14 protein-coding genes and 1 tRNA gene are annotated in these 15138 nt (G+C 56.8%); 13 read left to right on the top strand and 2 right to left on the bottom strand.

What is annotated here, in order from left to right; all coding sequences use genetic code 11:
* The first annotated feature begins 534 nt into the window (after window positions 1-534).
* The 6 genes from PVE73_RS01335 to PVE73_RS01310 all read left to right on the top strand — a co-directional run bounded on the left by PVE73_RS01335 (window position 535) and on the right by PVE73_RS01310 (window position 5632).
* A complete protein-coding gene (locus PVE73_RS01335) occupies window positions 535-1800 on the top strand; it encodes a site-specific integrase (RefSeq protein WP_277365218.1) in 1266 nt (421 codons plus the stop codon).
* A gap of 2 nt (window positions 1801-1802) precedes the next feature.
* On the top strand, window positions 1803-2447 hold the full coding sequence (locus PVE73_RS01330; RefSeq protein ID WP_277365217.1) for a hypothetical protein: 645 nt from the start codon (window positions 1803-1805) through the stop codon (window positions 2445-2447).
* Between the two features lie 102 nt (window positions 2448-2549).
* Window positions 2550-2756, top strand: coding sequence for an AlpA family transcriptional regulator (locus PVE73_RS01325; RefSeq protein ID WP_277365216.1), 207 nt, complete (start codon window positions 2550-2552; stop codon window positions 2754-2756).
* Window positions 2757-2761: 5 nt separating this feature from the next.
* Window positions 2762-3907 carry a hypothetical protein gene (locus PVE73_RS01320; protein WP_277365215.1) on the top strand — a complete coding sequence of 382 codons (1146 nt, stop codon included), beginning with the start codon at window positions 2762-2764 and terminating at the stop codon, window positions 3905-3907.
* Window positions 3894-5291 carry a phage/plasmid primase, P4 family gene (locus PVE73_RS01315; RefSeq protein ID WP_277365214.1) on the top strand — a complete coding sequence of 466 codons (1398 nt, stop codon included), beginning with the start codon at window positions 3894-3896 and terminating at the stop codon, window positions 5289-5291. The genes PVE73_RS01320 and PVE73_RS01315 overlap by 14 nt, the downstream gene beginning before the upstream one ends.
* 17 nt (window positions 5292-5308) lie before the next feature.
* Entirely contained in the window at window positions 5309-5632 is a 324-nt protein-coding gene (locus PVE73_RS01310; protein WP_277365213.1) for a hypothetical protein, read from the top strand.
* Window positions 5633-6013: 381 nt separating this feature from the next.
* On the opposite strand, the gene PVE73_RS01305 is transcribed toward PVE73_RS01310, so the two are convergent.
* The gene (locus tag PVE73_RS01305) at window positions 6014-6223 is read right to left on the bottom strand and encodes a helix-turn-helix transcriptional regulator (RefSeq protein WP_277365212.1); all 210 of its coding nucleotides are present in this window, start codon (window positions 6221-6223) and stop codon (window positions 6014-6016) included.
* Between the two features lie 151 nt (window positions 6224-6374).
* On the opposite strand from PVE73_RS01305, the gene PVE73_RS01300 reads away from it, so the two are divergent.
* The 6 genes from PVE73_RS01300 (at window position 6375) to PVE73_RS01275 (ending at window position 14195) form a co-directional block, all read left to right on the top strand.
* Window positions 6375-6677 (top strand): hypothetical protein, encoded by a 303-nt coding sequence (locus tag PVE73_RS01300; protein WP_277365211.1) that lies wholly within the window; start codon window positions 6375-6377, stop codon window positions 6675-6677.
* Window positions 6678-6733: 56 nt separating this feature from the next.
* A complete protein-coding gene (locus tag PVE73_RS01295) occupies window positions 6734-7159 on the top strand; it encodes a very short patch repair endonuclease (RefSeq protein ID WP_277365210.1) in 426 nt (141 codons plus the stop codon).
* 340 nt (window positions 7160-7499) lie between these two features.
* Window positions 7500-8999, top strand: a complete 1500-nt coding sequence (locus PVE73_RS01290) for a DNA sulfur modification protein DndB (RefSeq protein WP_277365209.1) — start codon at window positions 7500-7502, stop codon at window positions 8997-8999.
* Window positions 9000-9160: 161 nt separating this feature from the next.
* Window positions 9161-11251, top strand: coding sequence for an ATP-binding protein (locus tag PVE73_RS01285; RefSeq protein WP_277365208.1), 2091 nt, complete (start codon window positions 9161-9163; stop codon window positions 11249-11251).
* Entirely contained in the window at window positions 11251-12558 is a 1308-nt protein-coding gene (locus tag PVE73_RS01280) for a hypothetical protein (RefSeq protein ID WP_277365207.1), read from the top strand. The genes PVE73_RS01285 and PVE73_RS01280 overlap by 1 nt, the downstream gene beginning before the upstream one ends.
* A 2-nt stretch (window positions 12559-12560) precedes the next feature.
* Window positions 12561-14195, top strand: a complete 1635-nt coding sequence (locus tag PVE73_RS01275) for a DNA cytosine methyltransferase (RefSeq protein WP_277367305.1) — start codon at window positions 12561-12563, stop codon at window positions 14193-14195.
* A 124-nt stretch (window positions 14196-14319) separates the two neighbouring features.
* Here the strand turns inward: PVE73_RS01275 and PVE73_RS01270 are convergent.
* Window positions 14320-14394, bottom strand: a tRNA-Gly gene (locus PVE73_RS01270).
* 172 nt (window positions 14395-14566) lie between these two features.
* On the opposite strand from PVE73_RS01270, the gene PVE73_RS01265 reads away from it, so the two are divergent.
* Window positions 14567-15064, top strand: coding sequence for a prolyl-tRNA synthetase associated domain-containing protein (locus PVE73_RS01265; RefSeq protein ID WP_277365206.1), 498 nt, complete (start codon window positions 14567-14569; stop codon window positions 15062-15064).
* Window positions 15065-15138 lie beyond the last annotated feature (74 nt).

Raw genomic sequence — 15138 nt, 5'->3', positions numbered from 1 at the left:
GCGAAGAGCAGGCAGATCGCGGCCGTGAGGAATGCCTTGAGCAGGGTCGACAGGATGACGGTCCAGCGGCCGGCTGCGGGAGTAGGGGTCGTCTCGGGTACAATTTCGGGCTGGAGCTCGCATTCTGGAGCTGGATTGTCGACCGCCTAAGAGCAGGCAAAAACCGCGACTTCACGCCGGGGTGGATGCGCTATCTGGTGACCATGCGGTAACCCTGATCCCTCGATGCAAGATCTCGAATTATGATCTCAACCGCCCTGAAAACACGAAAGCCGCGGCGTTCCGCGGCTTTGAGTCTTAAAGATTTTGGAGCGGGCGAAGGGATTCGAACCCTCGACCCAACCTTGGCAACCCATTGATTCTGCTTAACTTTCTGTCCCACAGAGTAACTTCTTCATGCCAAAACTGATTGTCGTACCTCCGGGGAGCGGACACGATTCGTTCCGTGGGGTTCCACTGAAAACCGGGCCTTTTGGCTCCCCGTGGAAACCCCGGAAAAATCGAATCGGACCTCTTTGCCACATCGGGGGAGCAATGGCTACGACAAACAAGAAGCGGCTGACCAATCAGGTGCTGGAGCGGATGAGCCCGCCCAAGGCGGGGCGGCTGGAGATGGGCGATGAGCTATGCCCTGGGCTCGTGCTGCGGGTTACCGAACAGGGTGCGAAATCGTTCTCGGTCATCTACCGCGTACTCGGCGAGGGCGGCGAGACGGAGAGTGGTCGACCGCTGGCGGGCAAGCAGCACCGCATCACGCTGGGCAAGTGGCCGGTCCTCAGCCTCGCAAGCGCGAGGGACCGGACGCGGGCGATCATCGCCAAGGCCAATGAAGGGATCGACCCAAGGGCGGAGCTTATCGAGGCGGTGAAGGAGCGGCGGGCGAACACCTTCTCCGCCGTGCTCGACCGTCATGTGAAGCAGGACGCGATGCGCACCATATCGAGCTGGCAGAACGTCGAACGGGTGCTTCGCCTGCATGTCGTGCCGCGCCTGGGCGACAGGCCGATTGCCGACATCCGCCGCTCGGAGGTCCACGAGATCATGGACGATCTTGTTGCGAGTGGCCGCATCGGCACGGCGCGCGAGGTGCGCAAGCAGATGTCGCGCATCTTCAATTGGGCGGCGGATCGCGAGATCATCGAGAGCAACCCGCTCTCCGGCATGAAGCGTACGGACCTCGCCCGGAACACGGAGGCAGGCCGTGCGCTCACCGACGTCGAGCTACGCTCGATCTGGAAGGCTGCGGAGGACCTTCGCTACCCGTTCGGCTCGCTCTATCAGACGCTCATGCTGACCGGCCAGAGGCGGGCCGAGTGGGCCTTCTGCAAGCGCTCGGAGATCGACACGGAGAACCGCTGGCTCGATCTCGGCAAGGAGCGCTTCAAGAGCCGGCGCGAGCACATCGTGCCGATGTCGGAATTCGTCTGGGCGCTGTTCGAGACCTTTCCGGTATGGGCTGGCCGCAACGACTATTTCGTGTTCTCCTCGAAGCATGGAAGGGTTCCGGTCGCGGGCTTCTCGCAGGGCAAGCGGGCGCTCGACGCGGCGGCGCTCAAGCACCTGCGCGAGGAGACCGGCGACAAGACGGCTTCCCTCCAGCACTTCCGCATCCACGATCTGCGCGTGACCTGCGAAACGCGCCTTGCCAATCTCGGCTTTAATCAGGAGGTCCGTGACGCGGTGCTTGGGCACGCGCGGCCGGGGTTGCAAAAGATCTACAACAAGCACGATTATCTGAAGGAGAAGCGCGAGGCGCTACAGGCGTATGGCGCGCACCTGATGGGGATTGTGCGGAAGTGACGGTGTCTATCCAAGCCGGTCTCGCCGAAGAGATAGCGAGAGACTACGGCCTCGATACGGAGCGGCTCCAAGGCGCGTTGGTTCAAGCTGCGCAAGCGCATCGCGATGTGCAGAATTTTTGGCTGTGGCGTGAGCGCTCGACTGGGCAGTCAGCAGATATCGAACCGACGCTTGCCGCCGTCCAGCGTGCCTTGCGGCTGTGGAGCGAAGTGCCGGCCGAATTGCACCGCGACGTTGCTTTCTTCCAAGACCCGTCCGACCAGAGCGATCCCGTCGGCGCAAAGCTGCGCTTCGTGGCTGAACTATTGGAAGAGTACCGCGACCACTATCGGCGGCCTCGCGGCAATCCCGGCCGCTCGCGGACTGGACAGGCAGCCAACGACCTCGATCCCCTCAAAGCGTTTTGTGCCGTGCTGATCGATTTCTGGAGCATCGAAAAAGGAATGCCCTTCGGCCACGGCGTTGAACGTCAATATGACCTTGATGGTGTCGATCTCAGCGACGACAAATCAGCGCCGCGTGCGGCAGAGTCGTTGGCAATGCGTTTCCTCGAGCATGCGGGCGTCGCGCTCCACCCGATCAACTACACAATCTCGAATTTCGAGACTGTGGTGCGCCAGATCAAGAGAAACCCACACCGCCTTTAGGTGGGACTTAATCGGCCTGCTTTCGCCCGATTTAACCCACGCCCCGTGATCCACCCTCCCTGCTCGAATGGGCCTGCATGTAACCACATGGAGGACCCAGACATGCCGAACCGCCTACTCTCACTAAAGCAGGTCATGGAGCGCATTCCGCTCTCGAAGACCGAAATCTATCGGCGCATCCGCGATGGCCGATTCCCTCGACCAGTTCGCATCGGTTCCCATCGTATCGCCTTCGCCGAAGCCGAAATCGAGGAGTGGTTTGCCGACCGCCTCAATCATCGCGACGGCACTCCAAAGGCGGGGGAGTGACCGACATGAGCAACCATGATCTCCTGATCGACCTTGCCATGCAGACGCCCCCCTTTGTTCTCGTAGCGCGAAATCCGCTGCCTACATCGATTGAAGTACGGACAACAACCGCCGTGCGGTTCGACACGGTGGATGCTGCGGCGTCTTGGGTGTCGCGTGCAGAGCGCGCCGCCCGGAATCTCTACGTCGTTAGAAATCCTTGCGTAGATGGAAGGCTCTATCGACGGCGTTCCGATGGGGTGCGTATTTCCGCTGCAAGATGGGGCAATCCGCCTCTCATCGAGGATATTGCATCGATCGAGTGGCTGGTTATCGACCTTGATCCTGTCAGCGCAGATGGCGACCGCGCAGTTGATCACGCAAATGAACTGCTCGACCGCCTGCCTGTCGCCCTGCACTATCGAATGTTCAGCGGTCGGGGCGTCCAAGCCGCGCTCCGGCTGGCGGAGCCTGCCCACAGCGACAATGAAAAGCGTTTTCGAGCTGCGCTAGAATTGGCTGATCGCGTCAATACCTGGCTTCGCAATGAAGCCGACCCATCGCTGGTGACGGTTGACGACGTTTCAAACATCAATCGCTTTTCGCGTCTTTGCGGGACGATAAATCAAAAGACCGGCCTGCGCGCGACGTGGATTATGCCGCCTTGTCCTGACGCCGTGGTGGTTAGCCCCGAGACTGCCCTGCGGCATATCACTCCGACGCGAGCGCGGCACTGGCAGCGCGTCGCCATCGCTGACGGTGTTGATCCCTATGTTGCGGAAGCGGTACGCGAAATCGGCCGGCAGCCAAACGAGGCGGAGCTTGATTTGCTCCGGCAGATCGGAGCACATGACCGCAATCCCTCACCTCCTCTCTCCGAGGAATTTCAGCACCGCGCGGCTTCTGGCGAGGATTGGGCCGGGAACATCAACCCAGATCGTTCGGCTCGCATCATCTCGTTCGCGTCAGCTGCGCTGAAGGCGGGAGAGCCGATCTCGGCTATCGTGGCGGCACTTCTGGACCCCGAAAATGAAACCCTCAACGAGCACTGGCTGAAGCCGAAATCCGGCCGGCCAAATCCTCGGCGCGTTGCCTTTCGCGCAATCGCAAAGGCGATCATGGCCTTGGGATTGGAACGTTCAGAAGTGGAGGCCGGCCATGAGGACTTTTGAGAATCCTTTCGCCGGCAAAGCACGAGAGCTTCGCGGCAAGAGCCCGCTGGTGGGTAAGGCGCACGGAATAGTAGCGAAGCACTACCTAACCCACTTTCGGCCTCACCTCGTCTACTTTAACGACGAGTATTACGACTGGACCGGCTCAGGCTACCAGCTTCTTGATCCGAGGCAGGTTCACGCGGATTTGGTGGCAATATATGACGGGTACCCGGTCGTTGTTGGCGAAGGCCTGGAGCGTGCGGCGTGGGCTGCTTCGCCCACCAATCTTGCGGGCGTCATCTCCATCGTCAACGGGACATGCCTGCTATCTCGCACTGATCATCAGCCCCCATGTTGGCTTGATGGCCGCCAAGGCGCCACGGACAATCTGGTCGTGTTCAAGAACGGTGTCCTCGACCTCGATGCCGGCACGCTGATACCACCGACAGAAGCGTTGTTCTGCACCAATGTGCTGCCATTCGACTACGACCCGTCGGTGACCGAGATGCCTTACTTTAAGGCATTCCTGGACCAGGTGTTCGCTCATGACGCAGGCGCGCAAAACCTGCTTCAAGAGTGGTTCGGTTACAATCTCGGGACCGATACCTCTCACCAAAAGCTGTTGCTTATCGTTGGTCCTCGCCGATCCGGCAAAGGCACGATTGGCCGTCTTCTGCAGAGTCTGGTCGGTCCCGCGAACGCCGTTGCTCCAAAGCTCCGGCAGTTCGGCCAGAACTTTGGCCTGCAACAACTCATCGGTAAATCGGTTGCAATCGTTTATGAGGCTCGGACCAGCTCTCGCGATGACCGGTATGCGATTGCCGAGAACCTGCTGTCGATTGTGGGTGAAGATCCTCAATCAATCGATCGGAAGAACAAGACCGCGTGGCAGGGTAAGCTGAATACCCGGATAACCCTTATGTCCAACGAGGTGCCCGATCTGCCGGACGGCGCGAAGGCACTGGAAGCGCGGTATCTTATCATTCGCCTTCAGGAATCCTTTGTCGGTCGGGAAAATCGAGAGCTTGGAGCAAAGCTGACCGCCGAACTGCCGGCGATCATGAACTGGGCGCTTGCCGGCCTTAGGCGCCTACGTGATGTGGGATCATTTTCGCAATCCGATGACGCGGATATCCGCGAACTCATCTCCGAGACGCCGCTGAAGCAATTTGTAGCCGAGAGGTGCCATCTCAGTCCGGATGCCCGATGCGATAAGAGTGAACTCTTCCGCGAATTTCGGCAGTGGGCGGCGGAAAACAATGTTCCTCTCAGTATGGGCATGCAGCTGCAACATTTCAGTCGCCGGCTGTTCGAGGAGTTTCCCGAGGTGAGCGGCGCAAAGAACCTGAAATCAGAATATCGCGGCATCCAATTGCTGCCGCCACCGAAACTGCCGTTCTGATAAGGAGGAAAGAAGATATGTGGTATGTGAAGCAGGGACTTCTGCTCGAACGCGAATGGGATTCGATATCGTTTGGCGATGGAGTAGAGAAACTGGTTCGCCTGGGGAAGATCGCGGAGGCAGTAGAGTTTTGCCTTCTAGGCCAGCGAGCTGTGACGCAGGCAATGGTCCGTCGCGGCGAGCCAGAATACACCGCCACCGCCGACGACTGCGATTTTAAAATGGTGGCCCTGGCCAAGGGGGAATTCGGTCTGCTGGTCGAGCGAGTTTCGCAAGACGCGCCTTACCAGAGTTTGTACACACGGACTCCGCTACCCGGCAGTGTGCCGGCGGCAATATAGGGCATGCTCAAGGGACCTGAATGCCGAGGCTGTAGGCTGTTAGGAATTGTCCTTGGCTTCAGACGATATTGGCAGTCAGGTCCCCTGATATTGGCGGCTCGCTCCCCGTAGGCTCCCCGGCAGACTTGTCCAATTTAGAAAGCTGCACATCCCCAACGCGTTAGGCTAAGCCACCCTTACCTTAACGAGAGTATGGTGCCCCCAGCCGCCGTTTTGGGCTTGCTCCCTTCCGGTCGTCTAATCCCCCTCCCGCCAAAAAATCTCCCCGGACGGCGTTGCCGCGCCTATTGGCGGGGCAACTGTAGGGGGTTGGAGGGCAGTCCGCCATTTGTGATTCGTGGATCGCTTCTTCGCGCACGCGCGCGAGGCCGATACTGCCCATCAGGGCTTCCGCTGGCTACTCCCGGCATAGGCGCCCCGTGCCAGCAGATTGGCCGTCGTCGTGCCCAGCGCCTCCGCGAACCGAGCGACCACGGCGATCGTCGGGTTGCGTTTCCCCCGCTCGATCCCCGACACATAGGTTCGGTCGATGCCCGCCCGGTCGGCAAGCTCCTCTTGCGAAAAGCCGGCGGCGATGCGCGCTAAGCGCATGTTCGTCGCCAATATCTGTCGAACGTCCTCCATGTCGGGCATAGAGGCGATCGCGTAGACGATTGGCCCACGGACTATGAGTCACATTTTGCTTTGGATTGGCACTTGTAGACGATAATCATCATCCCCTGCTGGTACAGAGGGGGATGGGATGCTGCAAGCGGTCGGCGATTTTCTGTTCACGCTCGTCGGATGGGCTCTTGTCATTCTGGCGCTAAGCCCGATTGTCGGCGCAATCGGCTGGGAGGTCTGGCAGGGGCAGATACGGCCGCGTCTGATTCCCAAAGCCGAAATCGAGGCAATCGCGGCCGAACTAGTCGTCCGGCATGGGGACCAGGCCGAAGAGATGGCGTTCATTAATGAAGATCGCGCGTGGCGGTACAGCGATAGTTTTGAGCAGGGCAAGTGGCGGCGGGTTCGCTACCATTTGGCTCATATGGACGCCTCGCCTTAGTCAAGTTCCTTCATTAGCATTGCGCTCAACAGTTCTGTTAGGGCGCGGAATCTCCAATGGCTGACCTTATTACGCCAGAGCAGCGGAGCGCCAACATGGCGCTCATTCGCTCAAGAAACACGCTACCCGAAATACTCGTCCGCCGTACACTTCATCGGTTGGGTTATCGCTTCCGTATCCATTGGAAGAACGCACCTGGTCGTCCTGATATCGCTTTGCCCAATCGCAAATGCCTAATCCAAGTTCACGGCTGCTTCTGGCATCAGCATCCCGGATGCGCTGCGGCCCGGATCCCCACCACTCGACGCGAATTCTGGAAGCAAAAACTTGAGCAAAACAGAGCCCGCGATTTGAAAAATCAAGCAGCAGCGGAAGCCCTCGGCTGGCGAGCGCTTATCATTTGGGAATGCGAACTCCGCGACCTTCAGGCGATAGAAAAACGCCTGGTGACGTTCCTCGGGCCGACTCGTGTAGATCAGTAGGCGACCACAGATCATTTCCCATCTCAACCGCCCAGGCGCGCCTGAAAAAACGACCTGGCCATTTTTTCAATTGGCCAGGCGATTTTTCGTTGACGACATCGCGGTCATTCCTTTACAAAAAGAATCGTCGCTGAGTGTCTGGAAAACCGCAAGCGACAGCCGATAACCCGAGCGGAAAAGGAGGAACCAGATGCTGTGGCTCAGCTCGAATAGGAGAGTTTAAGCGTGGGTGGGAAATACCACTCGCCCACGGAAAAAACGTCGCGCGACCGGAGTGTCTGGAAACCGCCGGTCGCGCGATTCACACCGATATCCCGCCGAAGCGGAAAAGGAACATTCGATGGATGACGTACATGTAGATCAAATCGAACCAACTGTCACCAACAGTTTGGATGACCTCTTGGATCAGGGCGATCATTCGGGTCGCCCCTTCAACGTTCTGGTAGGCTCAAATATGGGTAATCGAACCCTTATTATGAGCGTTCCCATGGCAGCATTTTATGAGATTTCCGAGGTGGCGAATAAGGCTAACCTTGAGGCACTGCCTGCGCATCGTGAGTTGCCAGTAGCACAGCGGCGGCTTGATGAAACGCACGCTAAAAAGCTAGCAATATTTATCTTGAAGGGGCTCATCGACACTGCTCGCCGCAAGCTTGAGGTGCAGGGTCGCCCGCTTCCGCCCGCGCTTGTCTCAATTCAGAAAGATATAGGCTCCCAACCGTATATCTCGATGCAACCAATTACGGCCAATATCCGGACCTGTAAGTTTGGAGGGGATGGACTTCGGTTCGAGCGCAAGGGCGGTGTGATCACGGTCTTTCTGTCAGATAAGCACGTGCTTTGGGTAATTGACGGCCAGCACCGCCGTTTCGCCATGCACATGGTGTTCGATTTTCTTAAGTCGGTCATCAACAATGGTCGCTACCCTCGGAAACCCGCCCTCTACGTGCCGGCAGGAGACGCCAAGCGGGAGCCGACTCCGGAAGAGATGCAGGTTTGGGCAGCCGCTTTTGAGGTCGCGCGTGCTGAATGCTCAATTGTAGTGGAGACCCATTTGGGTCTGACTTTCGAACAAGAGCGCCAATTATTCCACGATCTTAACAATCTTGGAAAGACAGTCGAGAGTGGGCTGGTTTACGAGTTCGATAATTCCAATGCCGTCAATCGGTTTATTAAGGACCGGTTGCTGGGTAACGACATACTCAAGGCCAAGGTAGTGGACACCGATAATCCGCACGATTGGCACAAGGACGAGGGCGTGATTTCTCGAAAGGATCTCATTTCGATAAATGCGCTCCTTTTCCTAAATAAGACCACTATTAACGGCGCCTCACCTGCCGACATCAACGCCAAGGAATCGTATGGCTGTCGGTTTTGGGGTGCCGTCGCGCAAATTCCATATTGGGGAGAAGAAGGCGCCAAGAAGAACACCGTCGCGGCGCAACCTGTCGTACTTAAGGCCTTGGCCAAGCTCGCGTACGATTTCGGCTATGGCCGGGATCAAAACCCAGAGCACCTTGAGCGTTTGTTTACTGCTATTGAGGAGGGTGAGATTGACTTCGGTCATACCAATCCGATGTGGCGCTACTTTGAGATGAGCTCGGCTGATCGTGAGGCGCTTTGCCCTGGATTGAAGGACGCGGTGACGCCGGATGAGGCAGGTTACAATTTGGATCTTGGCAATTTCGACGAGAAAATGCAGGTCATGCGTTTCGGAGCGAAGCACAATGATATCCAACGGCATCTCGGTGACATGATCCGCTGGAAGCTACAGCTTCCGAAACGGAAAGCGTTGGTTAAGCTGCAGGAAGAGTTGGCATTCGCCAATTCAAAGTCCTAGGGGATGCACATCATCCGATGAAGACTTTTGCGCTTTGTCCGGGTAGTTTAGCTTGAGCTCGGGGGTGGGCTCTGTCGATCCGTGCCGCGGGCGATGAGGGGTAATCTGTGCCGGTAGAAGCTGAACGCGTATTGCAGCGGTCCTTTAAGCCGCGCGCTAGGTTGCTCCAGCTGCTGGGGGATCAGCTTATAGGTTCGCCTCGTCTGGCGCTTTTTGAGCTCGTCAAAAATGCGTACGATGCTGATGCGGACGAAGTCGTTATCACATTTCACAATGTTGGCACGACAAAAGCGAAGATAACCATACGCGACAATGGTCAAGGCATGTCATTGCAGACCATCGAAGATGTATGGTTAGTCCCTGGGCATGATCACCGGGAAAAGGATCGCGAGAAGAACGTCCGATCACCAAAATACGGCCGATTGCCGCTTGGCGAGAAAGGTGTGGGACGGTTCGCTGTTCATAAGCTCGGCGATCGAATCCGTCTCGTCACCAGAGCGGAGGGGGAGGCCGAGTGCATTGTGGATTTCGACTGGGACGTTCTGCTGGAGAAGACCTATCTAGCAGAAGCGGAGATCACTGTGCGGGAACGCACTCCCCAAGTCTTCAAGACAGGAACGGGGACGCTCATCGAAATCAGCCGTTTGCGTTCTGCCGACTGGACGAGGGGCGAGGTTCGCGACCTTTATAGGCAAGTTACCTCCATAGCCTCGCCATTTGGCGACCGGATAGGTGATTTCGATGTAAGGCTGGAGGTGCCCGAGCATCCGGAATGGTTGTCAACACTCCCTGGAGTGGAGCAACTGTTAGAGAAGGCCCCTTACACATTCGAGTTCGACTTTGATGGACGCAGACTGCACTACCGGTACGAATTCAGAGGTATCCCGCGGCTGAAACTCAACAAACGTGTGGTGGAGCGCGACGAAATTCACTTTCAGATCCCGCCTGGCGAGGAGCCGGACGTACTTGATCCAAGCGATGAACCACGACCGCGGCGGCGTGGCCGGATAGCGGCAGATGAAGAGACTCTTGCAGGAATTGGGCCTGTATCGGGTCGCTTCTACATCTTCGACAGAGATAAGAAGATTTTGCCTCTCTATGGAGATACCCGTTTCCTCGAACGATATCTCGACCAGAATGGTGGTGTCCGCGTCTATCGTGACGGTGTCCGCGTATATAATTATGGCGAACCCAGTGATGATTGGCTTGGCCTTGATCTCCGGCGAGTAAACGAGCCAGCCAAGCGTCTAAGCCGGAATATCACCGTAGGTGTTGTCGATCTAAGCTTAGCTGAAAGCTATGCTCTTCAGGAGAAGACGAATCGCGAAGGATTCGTGGAGACCGAGGCTTATCAAAGACTTAAACGAATAGTCCTTGGTGCGTTGACGATACTACAAGTCGAGCGCAACATAGACAAAGAACATATCCGCCAAGTGACTGGAGAGCCGAGCGGGACATCAGAGGGCATTGAGGGACCATTGGCAGAGTTGCGGCGTCTGGCGCGGGCGAACCGCGTGGACAAGATTTTAGAACCTGCAATCCATAAGATTGAGACCGACTATGCAATATTGCGTGAGAATTTCGCGCGATCCGGTGTGTCCAACGCCGGCCTTGCTGTTATTTTTCACGAGGTGGAGCGTGGCGTCCGTGTATTAACCGGAGCAATCAATGATCCGGACTTCGATATTGAGAGCTTGCGCGAACAGGCAGGCCAGCTTCAAGGCCTGTTGGAAACATCAACACAGCTGCTGCGGAACACGACGAGAAAGTCCGGCTCGCTTAGAGACATTGTGCGAACAGCCAGAGACCTGAGCCTTCTGCGATTTCGCCTACACGGCATCAAGCTTACATGTCCAGCTCTGGAGGAGGATGGCCCGGACGCAACCGCCGTTTTCAGTTCTGGCCTGGTGCTCGGTGCTCTGACCAATTTGATAGACAACGCAGTTCACTGGGTCAAAGTCCGCCATCCAAATGCTGACGACAGGCGTATATACGTCAATGTGTTCCCCGATTTCGAAGGCGGCCCCGCAATTATTGTTGCGGATAATGGCCCGGGTTTCTTGGATGATCCAGCCACAATTGTTAGTCCGTTTTTCACACGTCGACCTGGTGGAAGCGGTCTAGGCTTGTATTTTGCAAACTTGGTGATGGACCTTAACGAAGGGCATCTTGTGTTTCCTGCTGCGGAGCAAGCTGACGTGCCCGAGGCTTTTGACGGCGCTGTAGTTGCGCTTGTGTTTGGTAGACACTAATGTTCACGCCTGCGCGATATATTGCGATAGACGATGATCCTAAGGAGCTCTCACCTCTAATTCAGGCGCTCCATCGCCTTGGTGCCCCATGTGTTGGGATTGAATTTGATCCGGAGGCGCTGCCGTCACCGTCGCTGTTCCATGGACTGCGTATCTTGTTCAGCGATCTCCATCTCCTGAAAGGCGCACCCGCGAGTATCCAGCACTATGACACTCTTGCCAATATACTGAATCTGTGCATTCCGGAAACGCATGGCCCCTATGTACTGGTGTTATGGACATCCCATGAGCAAGAACGAGTTGAATTCTCGGGACGGCTTGAACAGATTCTGCCTCTAAGCAAGCGCCCTATCGCGGTACTTGCGTTGGATAAGAAGCTGTTCGGCCAGGCGGCCGGTCAGTGGGATGTGAAAGGTATCCGATCTGCCATTGGAGAGCAGATTGCGTCTATGCCGCAGCTATCCGCACTCCTGAGTTGGGAGCGCGACGTATTGGCGGCGGCAAATTCCACGCTGGCGCTTGTGGGTCAGCTTGTACCTGACGATCAGCGAACCTTTACGGCCTATCCGGCGGCTCTTGATGGCATCCTGAGCCGCTTAGCGGAGGCTGCTTTTGGAGCTTCCAATGCTCCGAATGATCCGAGGGGTGCTGTGACGGCAGCGCTGTCTCCATTGCTCAGCGACAGGATACTGAATCAGGCCGAGGCACCCGGTTCTGCAGATCTATGGAAACGTGCCGTAACATTCCCTCAGCCGGGCATCGTGCTTACTGACGCTCAGAAAGCACAGATGAATCGGATGGCACATTTGGCTATTGGGCCAGGTGAGTCCGTCAACAAAACGGACTGGGGTGCGATTATTCCGCTTTCCGCTGCTCAACTCGAAGACGCTGCGATGAAAGCAAGGTTCGGCGTTACTGCTGCACATCTAAGAGATAAGGAATTCAAGCTAAAACCGGATCGAGTAAATGACGGTCAGTTGGTGGTGATCCGTGGGGGCGCGGCTTGCGATCAAGCACAAGCCAATACCGGTCCACTACCTATGCAGTTGGCTCTCCTCGTGCCTACTGACGCGCTCCAGAACACAAAACGTAGTCCAGCAGTCTTTCTTTGTCGTGAGCAATTCAGTTTGGGGGCTCCTCCAGAACCTCACAGTTTACTCGTCCACGCCCGCTTTGGGACGACGGTGGTCCAAGACGATCTTCCGAATTGGTTAGACGCCTCAATGCGATTGCGCGAACAGTTGTTAATGACAATCTTGGTGCATGTCTCTGCGCATCTGATGAGGCCCGGGACGCTCAGTTTTTGACCGTGAAAACAGCAGCAGTACCGTTTCAGGTAGTGGACTTGTTCGCTGGCCCGGGCGGACTCGCCGAAGGATTCGCATCCGTCCGTGATGCGGATGGTTTTCGTCCCTTTAATATTGCTTTATCAGTTGAGAAGGATGCGACAGCTCATAAGACGCTGCGTTTCCGAGCCTTTTTGCGCCAGTTTGGCGACAGTTTCCCCGACCGGTATTACTCATTTCTGAACGACGAGATTGACGAGCCGGACTGGGAAACTCTCTATCCAGAGCAATGGCAAGCTGCTGAGGCCGAGGCACTCCTGTTGGAGCTTGGAGAGGAGGGCGCGAGCGATGTAATCGCCCCGAAACTCCAAGCAATTCGTGAGAGTTCGGGTGACAGAACCATCGTTATCGGTGGGCCCCCCTGCCAAGCCTATTCTATTGCCGGCCGCGCTCGGAACAGGGGAATTGCGGAGTACGACCCGGCAAAAGACAAGCGCCACTTTCTCTATAAAGAATACATCGCGGCGTTGGAGAAACTAAAGCCCGCAGCATTCGTTATGGAAAATGTAAAGGGGATGCTCTCCACGTCAGTTGGGGGGGAGGACATTTTCAAGAAGGTGCTTGCCGATCTCGCCGCTGTTGGAGGCAATTCGCAGACCTATGAGTTCTTCGCCTTTGCGCCGGGGCCAGGCGGTATCGGCCACCTAAAGCTTACTCGGAAGCCAAAGGACTTTGTCATCCGTTCGGAAGTATTCAGTGTACCTCAAGCACGGCATCGTATCATCATAGTTGGCGTACGTCGGGATTTAGCTCTGTTGAAGCAGCAGACTCAATCAGAAACTGAGCTGACCGCGATAAAGGTTACTGTCGCTGATGTGTTGAGGACGTTGCCAGCTATACGCAGCGGCGTGAGCAAGGCAGACTCGGTCGATGCATGGAAGAGCGCTTTGGCCAGATCAGTTCAAAAGGTGATTGAGGCTACGGCAGAATCCGGCGACGACAACTATCGTCTGATCAACCAACGATCCCGAGTGCTCGCTAAACAGATAGCGAATGGCGAAGGTCCGACACATCGAAGCAGTTCCGACCTAGGTGCTCTGTCCGAAAGATGCCCCCAAAGCCTTCGTGAGTGGATTATGGATCGAAGACTCAAATTGCTAAAGGGCCATCTCAGCCGTGGTCATATGGAATCCGACCTTGCTCGCTATTTCTTCGCTGCGGTATTTGCAGAGGTGACCGGACGCTCACCAGTCGCTAAAGAGTTTCCTCCTATCCTAGCACCGAACCATAAAAATTGGGATAGTGGAGTATTCTCCGATCGGTTTCGAGTGCAAATTTGGGATGCTCCCTCTACAACTATAACCAGCCATCTTGCGAAAGACGGGCACTACTTCATCCATCCCGACCCCATGCAGTGCCGGGCGCTGACTCTACGAGAAGCTGCTCGTCTGCAGACATTTCCTGACAATTATCGCTTTTTCGGCAACCAGACTGAGCAGTTTGTCCAAGTTGGCAATGCGGTACCGCCTTTCTTGGCGCGCCAGATAGGGGAGGCACTTCACGCCCTTCTTTCTGGGGCGATTGGAGCCGTATCGAGCAGAGAGGGAGAGAGCGCCAGCGACACGGCAACAGAGCCCATGGGCCAAGCGGCAGAGTGAAATTTTGTTCCGAAGCGGAACGCCACCATCTGTTGAGGCAAACTCCCCCGCCCGCTCCCCGGCGCCCAGACAGCAGAAAGGCCCGGATACCCCGAGCCCTAAGCCCTTCAAATCTAAGGAAAACTGGAGCGGGCGAAGGGATTCGAACCCTCGACCCCAACCTTGGCAAGGTTGTGCTCTACCCCTGAGCTACACCCGCTCGCGCGGCGAAACGCCGTAAGCGGCGCTTATATGGCTGAACTCGGCACCGATTGCAACAGGGAATTCGCGTCGAAACAGGAGACAGGGCTCGCACCGTGGTCGGGCGCTCTCCTGCTTGCACCTGTGCGGGCGAAACGCGTAGACCGGCCTCAGCATGATTGGAGAGCCATATGCCTAAAACACCGGATGATTTGATGCGACATCTCGCGGAGCTTGGCATCGAGGTGAGCACCTACGGGCATCCTCCCCTCTTCACCGTCGAAGAATCCCGCGGCCTGCGCGGAAAGATTCCCGGTGCCCACACGAAAAACCTCTTCCTGAAGGACAGGAAGGGCAGGTATTTTCTTCTGACCGTCGCGGAAGATGCGCGCGTGGACCTCAAGGCCATCCACCATACGCTCGGCGCGTCGGGCCGCCTCTCCTTCGGCAGCGCAGAGCGGCTTGAGGCGTTCCTCGGCGTGGCGCCTGGATCCGTCACGGTATTCGGCGTGATAAACGATGACCTGCGACAGGTGACGGTCGTCCTCGACGAACAGCTCATGGAGAGCGATGTGATCAATGCCCATCCGCTCCACAATGAGGCCACGACCTCCATCCGCCGCTCTGATCTGCTGCGGTTCCTCAGATCCACGGGTCACGAGCCCCTCATCTTGAAAGTATCGCAATGATCGCCACATCACGGGAGCCGCTTTGCGTTTGCATGATCGGCTGCTATGCGCAAGGTCATCAAGGATGAAGTCCA

The organism is Chelativorans sp. AA-79, from assembly GCF_029457495.1.
Taxonomy (GTDB): Bacteria; Pseudomonadota; Alphaproteobacteria; order Rhizobiales; family Rhizobiaceae; genus Chelativorans.
This window is presented reverse-complemented; position numbering and strand designations above follow the sequence as displayed.